We start from the raw sequence: 25,099 nt of genomic DNA on the forward strand, positions 1-25,099 counted from the left end.
TTTGAGCTTAATCCAACCATTTACCTCATAGACTAGCTAGTTTCGACCCATCTAAGGTCGCTTTTGAGCTTATTGAGGCAATTCACGCTGGCGTGTGCGCATCTAAGGTCGTTTTTGAGCTTAATCCAACCATTTACCTCATAGACTAGCTAGTTTCGACCCATCTAAGGTCGCTTTTGAGCTTATTGAGGCAATTCACGCTGGCGTGTGCGCATCTAAGGTCGATTTCGAGCTTAATCCGACCTTTTCCCGCACGACAGCTAGTTTTAATCCAGTTAAGGCTGGTTTACGACTTAGCGTCTCTCCGCATGCACGTCCGCTTCAGCGGATCGCCCGTGCCGGTACGCCGACGGCAGTGACGCCATCGGGAACATCCCGAACGGCGATGCCGCCTGCCCCGAGCACCGACCAGCTGCCGACGCGTACGCTCGGGATGAGCACCGCGCCGCTGCCCACATGGGCGCCTTCCTCGGCTACCGCGGCGCCAGCCATTGTCGCGTTCGGTGATACATGCGCGAACGGTCCGACCAGCGCGTCGTGCTCGACGACAGCGCCCGAATTAATAATGGCATGGGCACCGATGACAGCGCCCGGCCCAATAACAGCGCCTGGCATGATTGTCGTGCCCAGCCCCAGTCTTGCATCCTCCGCTACAACTGCAGCCGGATGCACGAGCACGGCGTAGCTGGACTCTGGCAGCGCCAGTTTTTCTACAATACTGCGCCTTGTCCGATTGTCCCCAATGCCTATTACCACATGCATATTGGGCTCATCCTCCAAGAAATGCTTGAGCTCTGATATCGGGCCATAGGGGAGTCCGCCTCTCAGCTCAACTGCTGTGAACCTGTCATCCAGCACAGCGGCCAATCGGTAAGTAGGCGACACGCGGGCAAGATCCATCAACACCCGCCCATGACCTCCTATACCTACAACGATCAGCGGGCGCCTTGCCGGCTGTTCCATGACCAGATACTCCTCTGCTTGGCGGTTCACGAAGCATTCCCCATTTCTCTATTGCCTGTAAATTTATGAACGGTGGCTTGTCCCTGCTGGGAAATGCCATCACGCTTCAGCACTTTGCCAACCGTCCTTGCTAATATCCGTATATCGAACCAGACGGACTGCCGTTCTACATATTCCGTATCGAGCTGGAATTTATCTTCCCATGAGACGGTATTGCGTCCGTTCACCTGAGCCCACCCCGTAATTCCTGGGCGAACATCATGACGACTGGCTTGTTCCTCCGTATAGAGAGGCAAATATTCCATTAATAGCGGTCTGGGGCCGACTAGACTCATATCGCCGCGAATGACATTGAATAGCTGCGGAAGCTCATCCAAGCTCAGCTTGCGGAGCAAATGACCGAAGGCCGTCATCCTATCCTCATCAGGCAGCGGCTGCCCAGCTTTATCAACCGCATCCCGCATCGTACGGAATTTCAGCACATGGAATGAATTGCCGTATCGACCTGGACGCTGCTGCTTGAACAAGACAGGTGATCCCAGCTTCATCCGCACCAGTCCAGCAACAACAGCATATACAGGCAGCAGCAGCAGCGCAGCAGGCACGCTCAGTACCAAATCCAGCAGTCGCTTCACGACGGCATTCAGGCGAGCCCCCGGCTTCCGCTCACGACTTACCCGCTGGCCCGTTGTGCGGTATAGCTGCATAAGGCGCTCTACTACACGAGCCTCCGTGAATTCCGCTTCAATCCGGCTGCGGCCAGCCTGCCCCATACGAGCACGCAGTCCAGCTTCACTCAATCGACCATTCGCAGCCGCTGCCTCATGTGCCGCTCCACCTGCACCATCCAGCACAACCTCAGCCGGTGCATTCATTACAGTATGAAGCGCTTCTGCCAGCCTAAGCGGATCGCGATATGGAACAAGCAGTCCCGTCTCCTCGTGCGCAACCAGCTCTCTCGTGCCCAGCACGTCTGTCGCAATAATCGGCTTGCCGAGCGCCATTGATTCCATCAGTGATCTTGGGATGCCTTCCTTCTCCGAAGTCAGTGTTACCGCATCCGCCATCACAATCCATGGCACAATCGAGGACTGCTGACCGATACAGAACACGTCGCCCTCCAGACCACTCTCACGCAAGAACTGCTTCACTTCATCCTCCAGCGGCCCTTGTCCAGCTAGTACCGTCGCCCAGCTCAGCAATCCATCCCGCTTCAGCTCGACAAGCGATTCCAGCAGAAGACGATGATCCTTCACCGCCTCGAATCTAGCAGCCATGAGCAGCACCGGCTTATTTTGCGGTATGCCATGAACAAGCCTTAGCCCATGCAGATGATCCTCTGTAATCTGACTTGCCTGTTTATCGAGCCGCTGCATATCTACACCGTTGCCTTCCATGAACACATTGCGCCATGGAATCAGCCTGCGCAGCACACCTGCATCCTCCGCATTTTGCGAAGCCAGCGAATGACAGCACAGCGCCCCGACCTTCTCCAGCGTACGATAGAGATAAAAAGCTTTCTTGGGCTGCCCCTCATAGAAGGGCAATCCATGACTCGTATGGATAATGACCGGCACTCGCGCCAGCTTCGCAGCAACACGTCCGATAATGCCAGCCTTAGCTGTATGCGTATGGACGATATCGTAACGCTCCTTGCGAAGCAGCTTGTACATCGCCATAATCGAGCGCATATCCGCAATTGGCTGAATCGAGCGTGCCATCGGAATGAGCTTCCATTCGAATGGATAAGAAGACATCAACGCCTGATCCGTCCCTTCCGGGGATGAGATAAACGTGACATCAACGCCTTCCTGCCGCTGAAGCAAACGAAGCTTGTCGCCCATAATTTTATGGCTGATGCCGGACGTGCATATATGGGCTACCTTGTTCATTGCGACGCCGCCTTTGCCAGCTGCTTCGAATCGACCTTGCCGTCCCTAGCGTCATAATAGGATCTATACCACTCTACGAACCGGGCCATACCTTCCTCAATCGTCGTATCTGGACGGAAGCCAACATCGTTCATCAGCCCATCAATATTCGCATAAGTAGCCTGCACATCACCCGGCTGCATTGGTTTGTAATCAATAATCGCTTTAATGCCCAGCTCTTTCTCAATCGTGCGGATAAAGGTCATCAGCTCCACTGGCTGATTATTGCCTATGTTATATACCTTGTAAGGCGCATAGCTCGTAGCCGGATCCGGGTTCTTCCGATCCCAAGCAGCATCCGGCTGCGGAATATGATCGATCAGACGATAAATGCCTTCTACAATGTCATCAATATAAGTAAAGTCACGCAGCATCCGTCCTTCGTTGAACACTTGGATCGGCTGACCTGCCTCCATTTTTTGCGTAAAGCCGAAATACGCCATATCCGGACGACCCCATGGGCCGTAGACGGTGAAGAAACGTAGGCCCGTTGTCGGCACTCCATAGAGATGACTGTAAGTGTGAGCCATCAGCTCGTTCGCTTTTTTCGTAGCGGCATAAAGACTGACCGGATGATCGACATTGTCGCTTGTCGAGAAAGGCATACTCTCATTCGCTCCATAGACAGAGCTGGAGGAAGCATAGATCAGATGCTTGATGCTCGCCTGACGGGATACCTCCAGAATATGACCGAACCCTTTGAGGTTCGTCTCCAGATAAGCGAACGGATTCGTAAGGCTGTAGCGGACACCCGCTTGCGCCGCCAAATGAATAATCGTTGTGACACCCTCTGCTTTCACCAACGCCAGCAGCGCATCATAATCCGCTAGATCGAGCTGGGCCCCTGTGAACGCCGGGGAAGGAAGGAGCTGTGCGAAGCGGTCCCTCTTCAACTGCACGTCGTAATAATCATTGAAATTATCGATACCAACAACACGATTGCCTTCTTTAAGCAGTCTTGCGCTCATGTGATACCCAATAAAGCCTGCTGCTCCGGTAACTAGAATTGTCATAATGCTTCCACCCTTTCCCTCTCGTTTGCATAGGTTGAACTGCCGATTGTACCTGTACTGACGGCCTCTCCGAATGAACGCCAGAAAGCTTGCCGCTTCGCATCCAGACGAGTCTTCGTGTAAGCACGTGAACGTCCGAAGTTGCGCTCCGCCTGCTGTGTAAGCCAGCTGGCATCGCTTGCCGCGCGCTTCAGCTGCTCCGCTAGCTGGCCAACTTGACCAGGGCGATGGAGACAGCTCTCATGGATAAGCTCCGGTATGCCTCCCGCTGTTGATCCAAGTACGGGACAAGCCCGGCTCATTGCTTCAATCGTTGCGCGCGGCAGTCCTTCTTGGTAGCTCGGCTGCACATACAGATCAATGCCATCCAGCCACTCGAATACCGCATTGCCGCTAGGCAGCACACCTTCGAAGGAGACCGAGGCTCCAATGCCGAGCTTGTCAGCCAGCGCCTGCCAGCGTACCGTATCACCGTCTCCCAGCACCCGGAAGTGCACCTTCGGCAAATGAGGCTTCGCCTTGGCAATGGCCTTCATCGCGATATCAATACCTTTGGTGCGTCCATTCAGCGAGCCAATAAGTCCAATCGTAAGCGGCGTTTCGGAGGTACGTGCCTCCAGGCGCTCTACTCTGCGATTCAGCACCTCTTCGCTCGTCTCTGGAATTTCCACATTGGAGCAGGACTCCGTCAGCCCACCCACACTAGGATAACGGGCTTGCAGGAACTGCTCTGTCACGTACAGCGCGTAGGGCGCTGTCTTCACTAACGAGCGAGTCTGGCCGAGCGCCAGCGGTGCGTACAGCTTGCCCTGCAGATTGCCGTAATTCCACAATCCATCCCAAGCGCAAGCTACAACTTCCACTGCATAAGGCTTGCCAAGATTCTTGGCGATCCGAATCGCCTCCGCCCCAATCTCACTCGGCAATCGAGCGATAACCGCATCGACCTTGCCAATCGCCTCTGTCAGGATCTGCTCCACATAACCCCTCTTGGTCAGCTTATTGACCGGATTGCTTAGTGAAGGCAGTACGAGAAAATCGACGTTAGGCCCGCTTGATAAGGTTTTGCCAGCCATGTCGGCGTCTGGCGAGGTTTTTTTGCCCCGGCAGGCCACTGTCATTCGATCGAATACACCAAGATATCTCTCCCACACGGCATAAGGCAGCTTCCCACCAGAGAAGAACTTGCCTGATTCATTGAAATAGAACGTATGATCATGTGCCCACAGCACGTTCATTATTGGTCCCTCCTTGCAAAATATGGTTCTCAGAAGAATGCCGCCTAGCTATGACTCTGAACTTGCTTCGATCACCTACTTTAATTAGAAATGGCATTCATCTTGATGAATCTATGTGGTATCTATGTTGTCTGTCAGGCATTCTCTGCAAAAGAGTTCTTGTACACCGCAGTCTCATCCGCGGCATACCCTTCATCTGCAATTCGTTTCACTTGCCTTGCCGGCACGCCAGCCGCAATCGTTCCTCCAGCTACAGGCTTAGTCACGACTGCCCCCGCTGCAACGACCGCTCTTGGCCCGATCTCCACACCAGCGAGAACCCGCACGCCGCAGCCGATCCATACATCGCGGCGAATCCGGATCGCTGCGCCAGCTACCGCGTTATCCCTTATCGTGAGTGTGGGATCATTCCACGTATGCTGGAACGAGACGAGAGAGGATTGATGTGCAATGGATACTTCATCCTCAATCTGAATGCTGCCGTAAGCATCGATATAGCATTGCTTATGAATGCTAACATTCGAGCCAATAACGAGGCGTTCCGGGTAACGAAGCTCAACCGACCTTCCGATGAGAACATTGTCCCCGCATGCCTTCGTCATTCTGCGCAGCAGACAATAGCGGAAGGCATAGCCTAGCAGATCGGGCAGCCAGTCGCTAAGCACCCACAGCCAGTTCAGCAGCGGCCGAGGCAGCGGCTTCAGAACCGCCTCGATCATACGAAGCATGAAGCGAAATCGACCGAATTTATCACGCCCCCGCATCGGATACACCTCCTTGGGTTGCTCGATAATCTTGCTCCGGCATCATTGGCCCGTCTATCGCCTTAGTAATCTGAATTTTCTGATGCTTATAGGTAAACGAACGGCGGCACCAGATTAGGGTATAAGCGCTAATCGTATACACAAGCGGAATAACAGGAAGTTTTTTGCGTACCATGTTGTCCCCGATCGTCCCCACTCCATAATCCAGCTCTCTGCCTGTAATCGTCACATACCCGACAAGCACGAGAGAACAGGCATAAGTGAAGAGCAGAACGGCAGCCATCAAATAAAACTTCCGAGTCTCCTTGTACTTGTAGAACTGGAATACGGACATGGCCAGAATAATGCCCATGAACGTAGCCTCGAGCGTCCGCAGCAGCAGATGAGTGTCCCAGTTGCCTATACTGCTCGGATTAGGGCTTATGAAGAGAAAGACACTCAGCATCCCTGCATTAATAATGCCAAGCGGCCCGATCTGCCACAGGATAAGCAGTCCCGCTCCAGCGAGCAATCCCGTTGCCGCGCGGATACGCTGCGTATACAAGAAGTAGAAGCAGAGCGTATACACGATGGCATAATCGCGAAGGCCAGTCGCATATATCATCAGGACGATGAACAGCAGCCAGCGTTTGCGGAGCATCAGCATCGTACAGTACAGTCCCAGCAGCACGCAGGCAATGTCCTTGGCGAACAGGGATGACATGTACATCAGCGAGGGGCTGACCAGCAGGCCAACGGCCACAATAACGTGGAAGGGCTTCGTGGACTGCTCTGGCATCGGCAGCTCATACTTGAATCGGCTCTCATTAAGCCGGTAGGTTGCATTGACAATCAGAATGAGCAGCACCGTATTCAGCAATACGATGGCTAGCGGATCATCGAGCTCGAGCCATTTGTAGAATGGCATGTACATAAGACCATACACCGGGTAAGCCGACATACTCATCCACTGGGTCTGAAAATGCTCTATCGCATAAGGCAGGAAATCCGATAATCGCTCGAACGTCGTTACCTGCTCGTAATAGTGAATTTCATCCGGACCGGCAAGCGGATCAACCGTTGCTGCGTAGACGATTTTGCCCACCAGCATGACGGTGAAGCCTGTGAACAGCAGCACAGGCGTATTCGGCCAGCGCAGCAGCGCGAATAACGGCAGCAGCAGAACACCGTAGAGAATCAGTGCAATTGTCGCATCTGCGGCGAATACCCATCTCGCCATTAGAGACAAGAGCAAAGCGTAGAGCAGCAGCACCGCCGTACGCGTCTGGAAGCCTTCAACCCTCATAGAGCCGCTCCAGACGTGCCGCACTCGTACGAATGTTGTAGCCTTTATTAGCCAGCGCCATAGCGCGGACAGGCCAGCCGTTGCGCTGCTCTGCAGCTTCCGCTTCAGCACGGCTGACTCCAGCACGTCCTGTCATAGCTGCCAGCGCCTCCGTCCAACGCTGCGGCGATTCACTGACAGGCAGGCGCTCAATCATCCCTAGATTGAGGTCCGCCTCCCGTGGTACCTCACTCGATACGAGGCATGGTATTCCTGCTGCCTGTGCCTCAATGAGGACGATGCCCAGCCCTTCGTAGAGAGAAGGCAGAACGAATCCATCCAGCGCTCCGAGCAGCTCTGGCACATCCTTGCGCAGTCCAAGGAAGGTCACCTGCTCCCCAATGCCCAGCTCCTCTACCTTGCGCTCCATCTCTGGGCGCAGCGGTCCGTCGCCAACAAGCAGCAATCTCGCATTCGGCTTCTGCTCCGCAAGTCCCGCGAAGGAGTCCAGGAGCAGCGTATGATTCTTCTGCTTGCTGAAGCGTCCGATATGACCGAGCAGCAGCTCTCCATCCTTCGCTCCGAAGCGGCGGCGAAGCTCTGTGCGATCACTCGGCAGTGCCGCATAAGGTTCGAGCGAGATCGCATTCGGGAAGACGCTGACCCGTTCATCTCTCCAGCAGTCGCTTCCGAACAGCGACTCGCACGCCGCACGTGAGCAGCCGAGCATCAAGGTGGCGTGCTTCTTGATCAGACCTCGCATATAAGCGCGGTATAGATTCCGAAGCGTCGAGCTTGAACGGCTGTCATTCGTATTGTGGCTATGACTGATCCGTACGGGGACGCCGAGCTTGTCCGCCAGCTTCAGCACGTAACCGCTGAATCCGAACACATGGCTGTGGACGGCAGCATAGGGGCCGTATTTATTCATGTTCACCATGAGCTGCTTGCGGAATGAGCGAATGCCCTTCTTCGGCGGCGGCTGTACGAATATCGTGCCGCCAAGCGCACGAATCTCATCATCGTAGAAGGCTGGCTCCGCGGACTGCACGGCAAAATGAAATTCATACCGTTCCCGATCTATATTCCGATAGACATTCATTAGGAGTGTCTCTATGCCACCGGGATGCATTTTACCAACGACGTGAAGTACCTTGATCTTCTCACTCATGGCAGAATTCTCCCGATATGCTCATAGAGCTGCGTCTTCTTCTGCGTGATGGCATGCCTGATTCGCTCAGATGGCATGAAGCCTTCTGCTGCCGAGGCCACTGCCTGCCAAGCCGGTGCTTGGAAATCAATGAGATGGCCTGACATCCCAAGGTCGGCGAATATGTTCTCCAGCTTGCGATCCCAGATCAGTCCATAAGTCGGCTTCCCTAGCGCAAGGGCAGGAATACACGCATGCAATCTCTGGGCAATGACCCCGTCACAAGCTGCGATAGAGCCGACAAGCTGCTCCACCGTCACAGGATAAGGCGCGAATTCAACACCCTTCATATCCCGGCATAACGGCTTCACATACTGCTCGACAAAAGCATTGTCCGTCGCAGCACCATTGGTGAATATCGTAACTTGGCTGCCGGATGCTGTGATAGCTGCCGCTGCATCACGCCACCACTCCGCGCATTCCTCCCGTTCCCAGCGCAGCTCGCAATGCCGGTTCATCTCATGCGGGTCCATAATGCCGAGTCCCACCGTACGATATCCCGTCTGCGCTCCGTCTGTACTGTTCACCAGACTTGCAGCTTTAGCCGCTGCTGCCTCTTCTGAGGTGCAAGCAAGGCCGAACGCTTCCGGCGTATACAAAGCAGGGTCTGCGAGTGTAACGGTTTTGCCAGCAAGACTGGCATCCAGCTTCAACAGAAATTGCCTTGAATCTTCATCCCTAACTGCGATCGTTGTCGCATAGCGGCAGGAATCGAGCAGCCATCTCCGAGCTTGTCGGCTCCAAGGCCCGCGAGCGCCAACGAGCAGAATATGAAGCGGCTTGCCACTGCGCTTCGCCTCCATCGCAACGCGCCGAACCGCGAGCGGGAACGTCCAATAGGTATCAATAAGCAGATGACCTCCGCCTATGAACACCGCATCCGCTTCATTAACCGATTGGCTGAGCTCACTGTTCATCTTCTGATCCTTGCGATGATGCAGCCAGTATGCTTTCACTCTGCGCATCGCATCTGGCGTCAGCTTCTTCCCCGAGCCCGTGCCGTTAAGCTTCACGACTGGAGCTGGCGTGTCTAGCTTGTTAGCAGATGCCCGGTCCTGTACATAAGACGTAAGCGTGTATGCCTCACTTCCGTGGTCAATGGTCATGGGCATCGATTTATCACACCTTCCATGCAGGAGATCGAAGTGAATAACCTGATGATCACCCCGCATAGCAATTAATCGATTTAAGGTATAAGCAATTAATCCATCCCCAAGATTGGGGGACTGCGGCACCCCTGCCAGCAATACTTTTTTCATTGTGATCAGTCCCCTTTGTTAGTGATCTTCTTACGCGACAGCCGCGGCGCCCAAGCCATTGTCTGAATCCCTGGCTTGCGATTGACCAGAATGACAGCTGCTGAGTTCCACACCATAATCGAAATCGTAGCGGCAACCGCCCCTCCTGTCATTCCCCATAGCGGGATGAGGACCGCATTGAGCACAGCATTCACAATCGCCGCTGCTACCAGCACTTTGGTCAGAGCATTCTGCCCGCCCGTCATCGTTGCTACCGTTCCATTCTGTCCGCAATAAGCGCTGAACAGCTGGCCGAAAGCAAGCACCAGCAGCGCTGGATAGGCCTGCGTAAACTCTGCTCCGAACAGGCCAAGCGTCCAATGCCCGAGAACGGCGAAGAACAGGAACACGACAGCTGCAAAAGCAAATCCGACCCGGCCCGTAGAGGTGCATACCTGCTGCAAAGCCTTCATATCCCTCTTCGCATACGATTCGGATACGAGAGGTGAAGCCGTCATATTGACTGCGGTCAGCATGAATGAGACAAGTGCTGCGAGGCGAACGGCAGCTGAGAAGATGCCCGACTCCGTCTCCCCTCTCATGAAGCCCATCATCAGCACATTAAGCTGACCGAGTATTAAGTACATGCCGGCATTCGCCATAAGCGAGCTGGATAATCGAAGCCAGCTGCGCATGTCATAACGCGGTGCAATACTGGCTGTATGTGCTCCAATTCGCTTCTTGAGTACGACTGCGCCCATGATATAGGAGACAGCAACCGCAAGTCCGAAGCACACCATTGCAACTCCTGCATTCGCCTGTAGACCAAACGCCGTTGCCGCGAATACAAAAGCAATGGTTAGAATCGGCCGAATGATTTTCTCCGGCATCTGCGCGAACAAGACATCCTTCATCGCTTGAAGCGCGCTTTGCCTTAGCGTAGCTAGCGTCAGCAGCGGAATCGCCGCGAAGCCGGCCGCATAAGCAACTGCCTTCGCTTCATCCCCATCCATGCCCATTCCATACACAATGGCTATCCCGATAATGGCTGCCATTATAGATAGAACGAAGCCGATCTGATTGCTCCTGCGCAGCAGCCCTTTGATGAGCGCCCACTCGCCGTTAACACGGTACGCCGCAACCAGTCTGACGATGGCTGTATCGAAGCCGAGCTTAGCCGGGAAGACCATGAAGGTCACTACGGTTGTAACGAAGGCATAGATACCATAGCCATCCACGCCGAGCACTCTCGCAAGGGCGATCTGCAGCAGCATCGCAAGTCCCATGCCTGCTGAATTGATCAGGAAGCTCGTGCTTCCACCCCGGCTGAGGCGCTTCGCGATGGCTGGTTTTGATGCTGCTGGCGCCGCTACCTGGGCCGATGCTTTAGCCGCCGTATCGCCGCTTAGCATTCTTATTTCCTCCTCCGTCTGTTGTGAACCTTATACTTATCTGATCTGTTGTCGGTCTAGCCGACGGCTATCGAGCCTGCATTCCGGTAGGTCGGTACCAGATGCTGCAGAACAGCGCGAATTTCCTCTGGCTTCTGCCCCAGCACTTTTTCCATTTTTCTAATCTCAAAATCAAGCTCCGTACGGTTAAGCTGAACGGGCCGGCCGATAAAGATCCGGTTATGCATGGTCGAGGACAAGCCCTCTTCATTCGTCAGCAGCTCCTCGTACAGCTTCTCTCCTTCACGCATGCCGGAGAACGTAATGTCGATATCCATATGCGGCTCGTAGCCAGACAACCGAATGAGGTCAACAGCAAGATCATAGATTTTGACCGGCTTGCCCATATCTAGGATGAATACCTCTCCGCCTTTGGCGAAGGAGCCTGCTTGAATAACGAGTTGTACTGCTTCGGGGATTGTCATGAAATAACGCACCATCTCTGGATGCGTAACCGTTACAGGGCCGCCCTTGAGGATCTGATCCTTGAACCGTGGAATGACGCTGCCTCGGCTGCCAAGCACATTACCGAAGCGAACCGCGACGAATTTCGTTGCGCTGTGCTTGTCCAAGCTCTGAATGAACATCTCTGCAATCCGTTTGGTCGTTCCCATAACACTGGTCGGATTGACCGCTTTATCTGTGGAGATGAAGACGAACCTCTCAGCCGCATAAGCGTCTGCACATTCGGCGACGTTCTTCGTTCCGAACACATTATTCTTAATCGCCTCTGCTGGGTTGCGCTCCATTAGCGGCACATGCTTATGTGCGGCTGCATGGAAGACAACCTGCGGACGATATTTCGCGAACACACTGTCAATTCTCGTCCTGTCCTGCACATCTGCGATCACGGTCTCCAATTGAAGATCAGGGAACAGACTGCGCATTTCCATCTCGATAGAGTAGATGCTGTTCTCGCCATGACCTAGAAGCAAGAGCTTGCTAGGCGCGAAAGGCGCGATCTGGCGGCACAGCTCTGAACCGATTGAGCCTCCTGCTCCAGTAACAAGTACGACCTTGTCCTGCACATAACCAGCAATATGCTCGAGATCAGTCCGAATCGGATCTCGACCGAGCAAATCCTCTACACTAACATCCCTTACACGGCCTGCTGCGCCTCTGCCATCAATCATGTCGTGCAAGTCAGGCACGATACGCAGCTTCGCCTTCGTCGTCTTGCAGAGGTTGACGAGTGCCGATATTTGCGTCTTCGAGACCGAAGGCATGGCGATGATAATCTCATCAATGCGCTGCGATTCCGTCACGCAGCTAATATCGTCACGCCCACCGAATACAGGCAATCCAAGCACATGCATCCGATGCTTGTAGGGATCATCATCAATGAAGCCAACCGGCGTTACGCTGACTCCGTCATTTTGCTGCATCTCACGCACAATAAGCGCTCCACAGCTGCCCGCCCCGATAATAAGCGCTCGACGTGAGGTGGAAGGCTTTTTGCCGCTGTAATTATCGCAGAACACCCGCCAAGCTAGGCGAGGGCCAGCCATGAAAGCAAGCATCCCAGCCAGATGATGAAGCATGAGCAGCGTGTGCGCTTCACCCTGGATAATCCAAGAACCAATGAACGGTATAACCGCTGCACATACGGCCGCTTGCAGGATGCACACCATCTCCGCAATGCCTGTGTACTGCCAAATCCGGCGGTGCAGCTGTACTTTGTTGAAGCACAGGAAGGCAATAACTCCCGCTGCTGCTGCATAGAGCAGCCAGCCTGCTGCATTCCCGTAGGTGACCGCAGGCTCAAGTAAGTAAGCAACTATCAAGCTGATGAAGACAGCAGCCAAATCCCAAGCAATAATGACTTTTGTACGATAAGCAACCCGCATCGCTAAATTCCTCCTTGTACGATCCTGTATTTGTATGGGCCCATTAATCATTAAGCTGTAGCTGATTAATGATTAATGGGTTCAATTATTCATTCCGCTGAACGCGGTTAACTATAAAGGGTGTTAATGATCAGCGTATTCGTAATAAGGGCCTGCATCGCTCTGAGCGGTCTGATTGAGCGCAACCCCTACGATTCTTGCTTGAACGAATTGCAGCGCATTCCGTGCTTTGACCGCATATTGGCGCTTGCCGCTTCTTGCATTAATGACCAGCAGAACGCCATCGCATCTCACCGATACGATCTGAGCATCACTTACTGCTAGTACTGGCGGTGTGTCGATCAACACGATGTCATACAGAGTTCGAAGCTGCTCCAGCATGCTGTCCATTCTCGCTGAGCCAAGCAGCTCAGACGGATTGGGCGGTACCGGCCCTGAGGTCAGAATATCCAACCCTTTAATATTGCTGGCCTGCACCGCTTCGGTCAGCTCACTCTGCCCAGACAGAACATGCGATAGACCTTTTGCATTGCTAAGTCCGAAAGTATGGTGCGCTGTAGGCTTCCGGAGATCCGCATCGATCAGAATAGCTCTCTTCATGGATTGCGCGTAAGTAACCGCTAAATTCATGATGGTTGTTGACTTGCCTTCCTTGGGCCCTGCCGATGTAACCATCAGCAGCTGAAGTGGACGGTCAGCCTCTGCATATTGCAGATTGGTGCGGAGTGTCCTATACGCCTCCGATATGGGTGACATTGGATTGGCATCAGTCACAATGGGGCGGAACTCATTATTTTTGGACATTGGCTGACCCTCCTTCCTTGTGGATGCTGGCACTGGACTTGCTCGCCAGTATCTTAGGCTTCATATCCCCCTGCTTAATATTCGGTATCGTTGTTAGCGTCGGAAGACCGAGATGACGCTCAACATCGGCTTCCTTGCGTATCGTATCGTCGAAGTAATCCAGCAGCAGCACGAGCATAATTCCGAGCAGCAGCGATAACACCGCGCCGATAGCAATGTTCAGCTTAACCTCGGGTTTAACCGGTACTGGCTGCTTGGCATAATCCGCAGTATGCAGAATATACACATTGTCGACCTGCATAATAAGCGGGATTTGCTGTTGGAATACATAAGAGACGGTATTCACAATTTGTGCTGCCCGCTCGTAATCCGTATCCAAGTAGGAGATGGTAACTACCTGTGTTCCATTGACCGAGCTAAAGCGGATATTTTTCATCAGTTGCTCTGACGTAAGTTCGAGATCTGGGTGCTTGTCCACAACCATATCCATAATGGATGGCGTCCGGATAATTTCCTTGTACGTGTTTATTAGGCTTAGATTGGTGTTAATCATATTCAAGTCCAGCTTGAATGCTCCCGCCTGCCCTACTGTTGAGTTGACGATCAGCTTCGTATACGCCTGATAGACAGGCTTCATAATCCATACACTGTAGGCTCCTGCCGATACTGTACCAATCACAAGTACGAGAACGACGAGCCATAGCTTTTTTCGAATAAGCATTAAAATCTGTTTCAGGTCCAATTGGCTGCTCAAAACGACATTTACCTCCATCCTTCTCCATCAAGACTCTCTATTGGATTTGATTATGTCACACTCTGTCACACGACAATGAGGGTTTAAGGTAATATTTTCAATTAGGTGTCTGCTATCATTTTCAAATTGGATTTGCATGCTTATTTTCCTAAAGTTTCATAAAAAAATGCAAACTAAAATGCATTATTAAGCAAGATAATTGCTTTATTATTTGTATTAATGTGTAAATATTTATTTTAATTTGGAACTAATCTAGGTACTTGGTACACTCCTATTGGATTAGTGCTATTTGCAAGGACGAGTCGCTGGCAGACCGCACAGCCATTAAGCTGGCACGTTTCATGAGTGCGCCAATTCTGCGTCTATCTGTCACATCCGAATACTATCATGCAGGGACTTTCGCCATGTCTCCGCTCCCTACTCGGGATTTAACTGCGATATTTCACCGTTTGATATAAATCAGCCGATCATTCAGAACTCCCGATTTCCTGTCCTATGGCCTATACTTTGTGCTTTTTCAAGGCAGATTGACCCGATATTCAGCACACAGCACTCCATTCCACACCCAAATGAGCGGCTTAATTGGATTAATTTATTTTAATAACCTTCTCATAATGGATAAGTTGCTTGTAAAAGTCTGATATTTCCATAAGTTAATGAGGGTTATGTGAAAGACCTGTAAAGTGACTAGTCCGGCGGTAGGACGGTTTATTTGCTTGAAAGCTGCTAGGCGGAGGCTTTTTGCCACGGCAGGGGTCGTAAGGGGGGGGATGCTCGGATGGGGTTATGGCACGCTCAATGTTGGGCGCTCGGGATAGGATTGAATGCAGATTAGTTACTCGGCGGTTGTGCAGCTGGGGTGGTATTCGAGCGTGATGATGGGGCTTGCGGCTGCTTCAAGGTCGTTTTCGAGCTTAGTTCGGGCTGCGGCTCGTTGCTGTGCGTGCAACTAAGGTCGTTTTCGAGCTTAGTTCGACCTTCGGCTCGTTGCTGCGTGCAACTAAGGTCGTTTTCGAGCTTAGTTCGAGCTTTTCGAGCACGGTGATGGGGCTTCAGGCTACTTTAAAGTCGTTTTCGAGCTTAGATCGATCTTCGGCTCGTTGCCGCGTGCAACTAAGGTCGTTTTCGAGCTTAGTTCGAGCTTTTCGAGCACGGTGATGGGGCTTGCGGCTACTTTAAGGTCGTTTTCGAGCTTAGATCGACCTTCGGCTCATTGCTGCGTGCAACTAAGGTCGTTTTCGAGCTTAGTTCGAGCTTTTCGAGCACGGTGATGGGGCTTGCGGCTACTTTAAAGTCGTTTTCGAGCTTAGATCGACCTGCGGCTCGTTGCTGCGTGCAACTAAGGTCGTTTTCGAGCTTAGTTCGAGCTTTTGGAGCATGGTGACGGGCTTGCGGCTACTTTAAGGTCGTTATCGAGCTTAGCTCGACCTTCGGCTCGTTGCTGCGTGCAACTAAGGTCATTTTCGAGCTTAGTTCGAGCTTTCAGAGCGAGGTGACGGGGCTTGCGGCTACTTTAAGGTCGTTTTCGAGCTTAGATCGACCTTTGGCTCGTTGCTGCGTGCAACTAAGGTCGTTTTTGAGCTTAGATCGGGCTTTTCAAGCACGGCGATGGGGCTTCAGGCTACTTTAAGGTCGTTTTCGAGCTTAGATCGACCTTCGGCTCGTTGCTGCGTGCAACTAAGGTCGTTTTCGAGCTTAGATCGAGCTTTTCGAGCGTGGTGATGGGGCTTCAGGCTACTTTAAGGTCGTTTTCGAGCTTAGATCGACCTTCGGCTCGTTGCTGCGTGCAACTAAGGTCGTTTTCAATCTTAGTGCGAGCTTTTCGAGCGTGGTGACGGGTATGCCCGAACAACACAATAAAAAGAAGCCGGGGACACTCCCCGGCTTCCTATATTACTGCTCACGCTGCAGCTCTTCGAAGCAGTGTGCTGTTTCGAGCGCGCCCTCCACTCCATCTACACCAGACTCAATACACCAGCAGGCGGACAGGACGGAGTGGCTATAGCCCCATGCCAATAGCCGCTCCCTATTGAGAGGGAGCTCTTGGCACAGCAGTTCAATACGCCGCCTTGTGGTATCAAGCTGTCGATCAGGCGGCAACTGATTCAGCAGCAGCTGAATCATCCCATATTCAGCTTCTCCAATGACACCTTTAGGGTCAATCGCCTGCCAAGCATTCCCCTTGTCAGTCCCAGTCGCAGCCAGAATATTCTCGTGATGCAGGTCACCATGCAATAGGAGCTGTTCTCCTTCCGGATGACTTAGCAGCCAGTCGAAGGTATCCTCAGCGCGCTTCACCATTAATTCAGGAATGGGTCCAGTTCCGCCGTCGAATCGCTGACGCAATCGCGACAAGCCTGCAGCCCAGTTCGCCACAGTTGGGAACTCGCCGGCAGCTTCTGGGGCCGCAATCATCAGCCGCTTCATCACATGTGCTGCAGCAATTGTAGCCTCATCATCATTAGCTGCTGCCTCCGCCAGCGTTAGTCCCGGACGCACTCGCTCGATCAGTATGGCCCCGCGCTCAGTATCCTCTGCCAATACTCGTACAGCGCCATTGCCAGCATACAGACGAAGTGCCGCAAGCTCTGTCCGAGTCTCCTTGCCAGGCACACCCAGCTTAAGCACAGCCTCCGTTCCGTCCTGCATGACAGCAGGTACCACATAATTATAGGACAGCCTATACGGTGTCGGCAGCTCGAGCCTAAGCCCCCAGCGCTGTTCACAATCGCGTACTAACGATTCGAATCCGGAGAGCCACTGCTCCCCCTTGTCCCCATGCACGGACAATACGATTTTCGCCCAATCGCTAGGTATATCCATAGGACACCTCCCCCATAGGATAGAACTCTTCATCTTAATGAATTCTTTCTTCTTCCAATCATACCTGTCCATACCCTATATACACAAATAGAACGACCTCAGCAAGTGAAGTCGTTCTATCCATGAATAGGAACATAGATCCAGCCCCTTTCTTCGGCAGATCAGCCTTATATAATAGAAGATAGCTGTAGGGGCAATTAGTAGTTCCATTATCAATGAGAATGATCCCAGGCCAGTAAATGAAGGAAAGAAAAAAGAAGCCGTTGATACGGCTTCCCCATCCATCCTCTTAATCTCCTTAAGTGCTTAGAAATAAGCAGCCTGTACACAGACAGGTCCAGCAGCCTCGACTGAGTAGCCTGTATACTCAGGCATTCCCGATTCAGTCAAGCGGAACACCGCCAAGTTGTTCGTATCCTTGTTCGCCGCGATTAGGAAACGTCCGCCTGGCAGAATAGCGAAGTGGCGTGGATGCTTGCCCTCCGTAGACACATATCCTTTCACAGTCAACAAGCCTGTCTCGCCATCCACCTCGTACACTACGATGCTGTCATGTCCGCGGTTGGAGCCATACAAATACTTGCCGTCTGCCGACATTGTAATCTCCGCGCAGCCATTCGTGCCTTCGAAATCTGTAGGAAGGGTCGATACGCTCTCGAGCGTATGAAGCTTGCCTGCCTCCGCATCATAACGGAACGTCGTAACGGTAGAATCCAGCTCGTTAATGACATAAGCGAAGCCGCCATTCGGGTGGAACACCATGTGACGCGGACCCGCTCCCGGATGGATAACCGTCTCCCCACGCGAGACGAGAAGATTGTGCTCCGAATCGATGGTGTAAGTAAAAATACGATCAAGACCGAGATCCGCTGCGAATAAGTAACGGCCATCTGGGCTGAAGGTTACGCTATGCGCGCGAGGCTGACTGCCTTCATGCTGCTTAATATCGAGCAATTGGCCTACTTCCCCGTTATCTGTCAGTGACACGAGACTGATTCTGCCGCCATGATAGCTGGAGAGCAGCACATATCGGCTGTCCGCGTCCCGCTGAATATGGCAGGATGGAGCATTGATCGCGAGATCCCTATTCAACTGACGAAGACCTTCACTGCCAGGCTCAACCTCGATTGCAAAAGCTACAGCATCACCTGTCTTGCTGCCATCCTCTGCTGCCGACTCTGCAATAGCGTATAATCTGCGGTTAGCCTTGTCGAGATTCAGGAAGGTTGGATTCTTCAGCCCCCCTACTTGATCCAGCAGTGTCAGCTTGCCCTCCTGCTCGTCGAATGCATACATATATACACCGTTTGCGGAGGCCTCCGCATAAGAACCGACAAATACAACTAATTGCTCGTTATGTAATGACATTTATTTTTCTCCTCCTAATGCTTTTTTTAAAATATAAGACTTTATATGTTGTACTCGACGATACTTTGGCGATACAGAAGTCTTCTATTTCTACGAGAAACAGTTGCCTTCCTCTTACAGAGGACGGCGAAGCCGTTTCTTCTTGTGAATACGCTATGTCTTATTGTACTAGCAGATGAACCATAAACCAAGCTTAACCCATTCCCACAAACTTTTGTCTTCACCAATAGACATTTGTCTGTAAATACATTAAACTAAGATCATCAATAATAAGTTGATAGGACCCTATTGACGAAGAAAGGAGTGAATACAAGTTGGAACGTGAACAACAGATTCTGGCATTGATTCGGAATAATCCCTTCCTATCTCAGCAGGAGATAGCCGACCACATTGGCATATCACGCTCTGCTGTTGCTGGTTATATAGCGGCTTTGATGAAAAAAGGCATCATTCGCGGCCGTGCTTATATAACGGCTGAGGAAGGCTCCGTTCTATGTATTGGCGGCGCTAATCTCGACAATAAAGCGACTGGCAAGCAGCAGCTGAGGCTTGCTTCCTCTAACCCCGTTACCGTCACGGAAGCCACTGGCGGCGTCGCTCGCAACATCGCCGAGACGCTGGCGAACCTGTCGCGCAATGTGGCACTGCTCACCATCGTTGGCGATGATAAGGCTGGTGCATGGGTACTCGATGAGACGAAGAAAAAAGGCGTAGATATAAGCCTGTCCATCGTTCATCGCAGTGCATCGACTGGCAGCTATACCGCTCTTCTCGATGATTCGGGAGAGCTGTTCCTCGCTTTTGCCAACATGGATATTTACGACCAGTTCACGCCAGATATTCTGCAGGAGAAATGGCCTCAGGTTGCATCCTCCAAGCTTATTATAGCAGACACCAATCTGCCTGCTGAATCTTTGGAGCTGTTGATCAAACGCAGTCATGAAGAGGGGCTTACACTCTTCATCGATCCGGTATCCTCGGAGAAAGCCAAGAAGCTGCCGCAGGATCTGCATGGCGTTACAGCTATTTTCCCTAATCTAGAGGAAGCCTGCCAGCTCGCAGGCATTCCATTATCACCGAATACAGACAGCAGAACGCTCGCACAAGCGATCCGGGCGCGTGGTGTTAAGCATGTATTCATTACCCTTGGCAAGCTGGGGGTTATGTACGATGGCATCGAAGGCAGCATGCGTTTCCCTTCCATTACTTCAGAGGTTGTGGAGGTCACTGGCGCTGGCGATGCATTCGTAGCGGGCGTTGCCTATGGGCTGCTGCACAATGAATCCTACATCGACTCGTGCAAGCTGGGCCTAGCTGCATCCCATATTACTTTGCAGACTGCAGATTCTGTATCCTCTGACCTTACTGAGACTGTACTTAAACAAACGGCAGCGAATGCTTTTGAAGCGAGATTCGCTGACCTCAACTCGAAGGAGAACTAACCCTAATGAGCCTACCTATTACGTATACAGAAGAAGTCAAGCAAGCACTAGAGAACAACAAGCCTGTCGTTGCCCTTGAGACAACGATTATTTCACACGGCATGCCTTATCCGCAAAATATCGAGATGGCACGTAAAGTGGAGCAAATTATTCGCGAGCAAGGCGCCGTACCTGCTACCATCGGCATTATGGATGGCAAAATCAAAATCGGTCTGAACGAGCAAGAGCTCGAAGCATTCGCAACTAGTAAAAATGTAGAAAAAGTTAGCCGCCGCGACTTCCCTTACATTCTATCCTCCGGTAAAATCGGCGCTACAACCGTAGCTGCAACGATGATTGGTGCAGCGCTTGCGGGCATCGAAGTGTTCGCAACTGGCGGTATCGGCGGTGTACATCGCGAAGGCGAGACGACGATGGACATCTCGGCTGACTTGACGGAGCTTGCGAATACGAACGTCGCTGTCGTATGTGCTGGAGCGAAGTCGATCCTTGATATTGGCCGAACGTTAGAATTTCTAGAGACGCATGGCGTTCCTGTTGTTGGCTTCAAAACCGATGAGTTCCCATCCTTCTATGCTCGCGAGAGCGGCTATGGTGTAGACTTCCGTCTCGACGAGGCTTCACAGGTTGCCGATGTGCTGCGCACCAAATGGGAGCTCGGATTGAATGGCGGCGCGATCATTGCCAACCCTGTACCAGTGGAATCGGCTATGCAGCATACGGACATCGAGGGCGTTATCCAGCAAGCACTGGATGAGGCCAAAGAACAGAATATTACAGGGAAGAACGTTACTCCGTTCCTTCTGAACCGCATCAAGCAGCTCACGGATGGAAAAAGCCTTGAAACGAATATCGCTCTTGTGTATCATAATGCCGAGGTAGCAGCGAAAATTGCTGTGGCATTGAAACAGTAAAGGGGCTTTCTAATGGCAATCAACCGTAAATTGATAACGGATCAGGATTTTGAAGAAGCGATGCAGCGAGAGGTTCGCGTTCGCGTATTTCAAGACGATTACATCGTAAATAGCGGTGGTATCATTGTACGGTATGATGACCAAATGGCCGTTATCCAATCCGGGGTAAGCGAAATTGCTTATCACACCCGAGCGGAATGCGAATTTTATGAGTTTAGGAAGAAATAGAATGAGCCGCCAAGAGACGCAGCACAAGCTGCATGACCTTGGCGGTTTTTTCTTCATACAGGCGCCTCCCTTTCAATCAGAAGCGGAGAGGACTATAATTAATATAGCGAATAATTGAGGATATAATGCCAATGCCCCAGCACTACTCGCGCGGGGGTATGTGAAAGGAACTACATTTTATGAGCAATAGCATCGGTAAAATACTTATAATGACCGCCGTCTCAGCCGAGAGAGAGGCTGTTGAGCGTGGACTGCGCGGCGATAGCCGCTTCGATGTGATGGAGGCTGGCGTGGGGCCGATGGAGGCTGCTGCCCGGACTGCGGCAGTTCTCGCCCGTGCAGGTGCTGATTCATACAGCCTAGTACTGTGCGCTGGCATTGCCGGCGGCTTCCCTGGCCGAGCCGCTATCGGCTCACTCGTCGTGTCCGATCAGCTAATCGCTGCCGATCTAGGCGCAGAGACACCAAGCGGCTTCCTCAGCGTGGACGAGCTTGGCTTCGGCTCCGCTCGTATCATACCTGATCAAGCACTCGCAGCTCGATTGACGGAAGCATTGAACGCTGTGGGACATATCGCCATTACCGCTCCGATTCTTACCTTGTCCACTGTAACGGGAACAGCAGAAACCGCACAGCAATGGGCAGAACGTGTACCAGGGGCAGCAGCTGAAGCCATGGAAGGGTTCGGCGTTGCCACTGCCGCTCGTCTTCATGGACTCCCTTGTCTAGAAATACGTGCGATCTCGAATAGCGTCGGACCGCGGGATCGTGACGCTTGGCGTATCAAGGATGCCTTGCAGTCTCTTGAAGCTGCAAGCGCCGTACTACTGGAGGTTATATAATGAAAATCGCTTTCTCCCCGTGTCCGAATGACACCTTCGTATTCCACGCTTTGGTACATGGGCTTGTGCCTGGTGCGCCTAAGCTTGACGTCACTTATGCCGATATCGATATTACCAACCGTTTGGCCGCGTCCGGAACAAGCGATCTTGATGTGATGAAGGTATCCTACGCGGCACTGCCGTGGCTATTAGATGATTATGCCCTTCTTCCTTGCGGCGGGGCACTCGGCAGAGGCTGTGGTCCGCTGGTGCTTACCAAAGACGGTTCAACGGATCCAGCAGCACTAAGCGGTCGTACCGTTGCCGTCCCAAGTGACCGATCAACTGCCTATTTGCTGTTCCGTCTGTGGGCTGCGCAGAATGTACCTGGTGGAGTAGGTAATATCGTAATCATGCCCTTCCACGAGATTATGCCGGCAGTAAGAGATGGCCAGATTGACGCTGGGCTCGTCATTCATGAGGCTCGCTTCACTTATCCGAATTACGGCTTGTCGCTCATGACTGATCTGGGCAGCTGGTGGGAATCGGACACAGGCCTGCCAATACCGCTCGGCGCTATTATCGCCCGACGCTCACTTGATCTGGAAGCTATCGCTGGCTGGATTCATGCATCCGTAGAATATGCTTGGAAGCATCCCGAACAATCACACGACTATGTGATGGCGCATGCTCAGGAGATGGACCCAGAGGTGGCCAAGGCACATATCGACTTGTACGTGAATGATTTCACCGGCAATCTCGGTGGAAGCGGTTATGCTGCTATTACGAATCTGCTCACTCGGGCTGCAAGCGAAGGTCTTGTACCGGCAGTCGATCCAGAAGCATTAGTATGGCCTTATGCCTAAGAGCTATGAACGAAACAACCCCGATCGCCAGTAGAGCGATCGGGGTTGTTTCGCTTATATATAGGACTAGACGTCCGAATCGTCCCATTTCTTCGAATAAGCTTTCCTCGTGACCCATAAGGTCATCCAGGTGAGCAAAACTACGATAATGCCGGCAAAAATCCATACTCCAACAGGTACGTTCATCTGTAACTCCCCTCTCCGCTTTTTCTTTTATCATAACGGATAAAGGGGCTTCTCTATTCACGCAAATATTAACATTTTGCAACGATTACCTTTTTTAGAGGGCGATTGACTCGATCAGGCCTTTGAGCTTGTTGGCCGAACGCTGAAGGAGCTGCTGCTCCTCTTCCGAAATTTGCAGCTGAAGCACCTCTCTCACACCTGTCCGATCCACTACACAAGGAACGCCTAGGTACACATCGGAGATGCCTAGGTAATCATTCACTAGAGTAGAAACGTTCAGAACGGCCCCTTCGTCACAGAGAATGGCTGTACATATGCGGTCAAGCGCTAGAGCAATCGCATAATACGTCGCCCCTTTGGCTTCAATAATCTGATACGCCGCATCCCGTGTATTGGTGAATATCGTCTGCCGCTGCTCTTCCGTAAGCTGAAGCTCCGTCCCTGCTACATTAGCTAAGCTCCATAGAGGGAGCTCAGAATCGCCATGCTCGCCAATAATGTGAGCGTGAACGCTGCGCGGATCAAGATGAAGCTGCTCGCCGATCAAATAGCGGAATCTAGCACTGTCGAGCAGTGTGCCGGAGCCGATAATGCGGTTAACGGGCCACTGTGATTTTTTCCAAGAGAAATAGCTCATGATATCGACTGGATTCGATGCAATCAACAGAATGCCATCCGTGTTATACTTCAAGACCTCTGCAATAATGCTGTCGAATATGGACACATTCCGCTTCAGCAGCTCAATGCGTTCCTCACCTGGCTTCTGCGCGGCTCCTGCTGTAATAATGATAATATCCGCACCCGCGCAATCCTTATAAGTGCCTGCCCATACTTTCGCCTGACCGAGAAACGGCATGCCGTGATTCATATCGAGCGCATCGCCTACAGCTTTATTCTGATTAGCATCGATCAGTACGAGCTCATCCATCCGATTGCGAAGCAGCAAGGTGTAGGCCGTAGTCGAGCCGACCGCTCCTGTTCCTATGACGACTATTCTCGTTTTTTTCGTTGTCATTGTTATTCATCCCCTTTGCCCATTTCGAGCTCTTCTTCCTTCATAAAAGGCTTGTTCACATAATGGTACATCACTGCCATCAATACGCCGCCGCCAATCAAGTTGCCTATTGTCACCGGTACAAGGTTATGAATAACGCCCGCTGTCGATATCGTGCCTGGATGGTTCAATACGAGCGCAATCGCGAAGGTACACATGTTAGCGACACTGTGCTCATAGCCTGAGATGAAGAAGCAGAATACGAATAGCATCATCGCGAACATTTTGGGACCGTCACCCTTGAGCGACATTGGTACGAAGAAGGCTAAGCATACGAGCCAGTTGCATAATATCGCCCTGAAAAAAAGCTCCGATGCCGGCGTGTTCATCTTCGTCTCTACGACACTGAGCAGGAAGCCATTCACATGGGAATCCGCGAATAGGCCAGTCGTGAAGATAAGCCCCGCGAATACGGCAGCCCCTAGCAGATTGCCTGTATAGCTCATCCCCCACAGCTTGAATACCTCCGGCCAGCGAAGCTTCCCTCGCAGTGCAGCGAATGTATAATAAAAGGTATTTCCCGTGAACAAATCTCCACCGCCATAAGCAATCAATATGATCGCTGCGCCGAAGGTTAAGGCAGCCATCGGATAGGTTAGCGGAGAATGCTCCAGATAGAAGAAGTTCCCTGTCTTAAAAGCAACGATAACGCCGAAGCCGATGAACATACTCGCCAGCATCGACCTTGCCAGATAGCGCATGCGGCTCTGCTTGAATATTTTATGCTTTTTGAGCGCCAGCTGCTCGACCTTCAATAACGGCTGTACCTCCATTGCCCTCACTCCCTTTTGCTGGTACAGGGAAATAATACCACAGCGTTGGGTGCGCTAGTGTGATTAATGTCACACTGGTAATAAAATATATCCCTTCTGTGTATGGCGCTGCGAAAGGGATGGTTCTTACGATCGCTGTTGCTCCTG

21 protein-coding genes and 1 pseudogene are annotated in these 25,099 nt (G+C 52.1%); 5 read left to right on the plus strand and 17 right to left on the minus strand.

From position 1 onward, the window contains the following. Positions 1-321 precede the first annotated feature (321 nt). From AC6ESP_RS11685 to AC6ESP_RS11755, 15 genes and pseudogenes are all read right to left on the minus strand, one after another. Positions 322-993, minus strand: a complete 672-nt coding sequence (locus tag AC6ESP_RS11685) for an acetyltransferase (protein WP_497096906.1) — start codon at positions 991-993, stop codon at positions 322-324. Beyond that, positions 990-1,598 (minus strand): sugar transferase, encoded by a 609-nt coding sequence (locus tag AC6ESP_RS11690; RefSeq protein WP_497097068.1) that lies wholly within the window; start codon positions 1,596-1,598, stop codon positions 990-992. The genes AC6ESP_RS11685 and AC6ESP_RS11690 overlap by 4 nt, the downstream gene beginning before the upstream one ends. A gap of 288 nt (positions 1,599-1,886) precedes the next feature. Continuing rightward, positions 1,887-2,855: pseudogene (locus tag AC6ESP_RS11695) on the minus strand (glycosyltransferase family 4 protein); the annotation flags it as partial. Further along, complete coding sequence (locus AC6ESP_RS11700; protein WP_497096907.1) at positions 2,852-3,907, minus strand: NAD-dependent epimerase; 1,056 nt, start codon at positions 3,905-3,907, stop codon at positions 2,852-2,854. The pseudogene AC6ESP_RS11695 and the gene AC6ESP_RS11700, both read right to left, overlap by 4 nt. After that, positions 3,904-5,145, minus strand: a complete 1,242-nt coding sequence (locus tag AC6ESP_RS11705; protein WP_497096908.1) for a glycosyltransferase — start codon at positions 5,143-5,145, stop codon at positions 3,904-3,906. The genes AC6ESP_RS11700 and AC6ESP_RS11705 overlap by 4 nt, the downstream gene beginning before the upstream one ends. A 134-nt stretch (positions 5,146-5,279) precedes the next feature. Then, a complete protein-coding gene (locus tag AC6ESP_RS11710; RefSeq protein WP_497096909.1) occupies positions 5,280-5,909 on the minus strand; it encodes an acyltransferase in 630 nt (209 codons plus the stop codon). Next, complete coding sequence (locus tag AC6ESP_RS11715) at positions 5,896-7,194, minus strand: hypothetical protein (RefSeq protein ID WP_497097069.1); 1,299 nt, start codon at positions 7,192-7,194, stop codon at positions 5,896-5,898. Before AC6ESP_RS11715 ends, AC6ESP_RS11710 begins: the two co-directional genes overlap by 14 nt. After that, entirely contained in the window at positions 7,184-8,344 is a 1,161-nt protein-coding gene (locus AC6ESP_RS11720; protein WP_497096910.1) for a glycosyltransferase family 1 protein, read from the minus strand. Before AC6ESP_RS11720 ends, AC6ESP_RS11715 begins: the two co-directional genes overlap by 11 nt. Then, positions 8,341-9,642 (minus strand): polysaccharide pyruvyl transferase family protein, encoded by a 1,302-nt coding sequence (locus AC6ESP_RS11725; protein ID WP_497096911.1) that lies wholly within the window; start codon positions 9,640-9,642, stop codon positions 8,341-8,343. Before AC6ESP_RS11725 ends, AC6ESP_RS11720 begins: the two co-directional genes overlap by 4 nt. 5 nt (positions 9,643-9,647) lie before the next feature. Beyond that, on the minus strand, positions 9,648-11,033 hold the full coding sequence (locus AC6ESP_RS11730; RefSeq protein WP_497096912.1) for a flippase: 1,386 nt from the start codon (positions 11,031-11,033) through the stop codon (positions 9,648-9,650). Between the two features lie 56 nt (positions 11,034-11,089). Further along, on the minus strand, positions 11,090-12,919 hold the full coding sequence (locus tag AC6ESP_RS11735) for a polysaccharide biosynthesis protein (protein ID WP_497096913.1): 1,830 nt from the start codon (positions 12,917-12,919) through the stop codon (positions 11,090-11,092). A gap of 123 nt (positions 12,920-13,042) precedes the next feature. Beyond that, positions 13,043-13,723: a CpsD/CapB family tyrosine-protein kinase gene (locus AC6ESP_RS11740; protein ID WP_497096914.1), complete on the minus strand. Its 681-nt coding sequence runs from the start codon at positions 13,721-13,723 to the stop codon at positions 13,043-13,045. Continuing rightward, entirely contained in the window at positions 13,710-14,465 is a 756-nt protein-coding gene (locus AC6ESP_RS11745) for a YveK family protein (protein WP_497096915.1), read from the minus strand. The genes AC6ESP_RS11740 and AC6ESP_RS11745 overlap by 14 nt, the downstream gene beginning before the upstream one ends. 1,905 nt (positions 14,466-16,370) lie before the next feature. Next, the gene (locus tag AC6ESP_RS11750; protein WP_497096916.1) at positions 16,371-17,300 is read right to left on the minus strand and encodes an aminoglycoside phosphotransferase family protein; all 930 of its coding nucleotides are present in this window, start codon (positions 17,298-17,300) and stop codon (positions 16,371-16,373) included. Positions 17,301-17,606: 306 nt separating this feature from the next. Then, a complete protein-coding gene (locus tag AC6ESP_RS11755) occupies positions 17,607-18,668 on the minus strand; it encodes a lactonase family protein (protein ID WP_497096917.1) in 1,062 nt (353 codons plus the stop codon). A 314-nt stretch (positions 18,669-18,982) separates the two neighbouring features. Between AC6ESP_RS11755 and AC6ESP_RS11760 the strand changes: the two genes are divergently transcribed. From AC6ESP_RS11760 to AC6ESP_RS11780, 5 genes are all read left to right on the plus strand, one after another. Next, positions 18,983-20,110 (plus strand): carbohydrate kinase, encoded by a 1,128-nt coding sequence (locus AC6ESP_RS11760; protein ID WP_497096918.1) that lies wholly within the window; start codon positions 18,983-18,985, stop codon positions 20,108-20,110. Between the two features lie 5 nt (positions 20,111-20,115). Continuing rightward, complete coding sequence (locus tag AC6ESP_RS11765; protein ID WP_497096919.1) at positions 20,116-21,024, plus strand: pseudouridine-5'-phosphate glycosidase; 909 nt, start codon at positions 20,116-20,118, stop codon at positions 21,022-21,024. A gap of 12 nt (positions 21,025-21,036) precedes the next feature. After that, positions 21,037-21,252, plus strand: coding sequence for a hypothetical protein (locus tag AC6ESP_RS11770; protein ID WP_497096920.1), 216 nt, complete (start codon positions 21,037-21,039; stop codon positions 21,250-21,252). Positions 21,253-21,431: 179 nt separating this feature from the next. Further along, positions 21,432-22,094 carry a futalosine hydrolase gene (locus tag AC6ESP_RS11775; RefSeq protein ID WP_497096921.1) on the plus strand — a complete coding sequence of 221 codons (663 nt, stop codon included), beginning with the start codon at positions 21,432-21,434 and terminating at the stop codon, positions 22,092-22,094. Then, positions 22,094-22,939 (plus strand): 1,4-dihydroxy-6-naphtoate synthase, encoded by an 846-nt coding sequence (locus tag AC6ESP_RS11780; RefSeq protein WP_497096922.1) that lies wholly within the window; start codon positions 22,094-22,096, stop codon positions 22,937-22,939. Before AC6ESP_RS11775 ends, AC6ESP_RS11780 begins: the two co-directional genes overlap by 1 nt. Positions 22,940-23,219: 280 nt before the next feature. Here the strand turns inward: AC6ESP_RS11780 and AC6ESP_RS11785 are convergent, their stop codons facing one another. Together AC6ESP_RS11785 and AC6ESP_RS11790 are read right to left on the minus strand one after the other, a co-directional pair. Next, positions 23,220-24,140, minus strand: coding sequence for an L-lactate dehydrogenase (locus AC6ESP_RS11785; protein ID WP_497096923.1), 921 nt, complete (start codon positions 24,138-24,140; stop codon positions 23,220-23,222). A 2-nt stretch (positions 24,141-24,142) separates the two neighbouring features. Beyond that, on the minus strand, positions 24,143-24,952 hold the full coding sequence (locus AC6ESP_RS11790; RefSeq protein WP_497096924.1) for a formate/nitrite transporter family protein: 810 nt from the start codon (positions 24,950-24,952) through the stop codon (positions 24,143-24,145). Between the last annotated feature and the right edge of the window lie 147 nt (positions 24,953-25,099).

It is taken from the genome of Paenibacillus xinjiangensis (genome assembly GCF_059686975.1).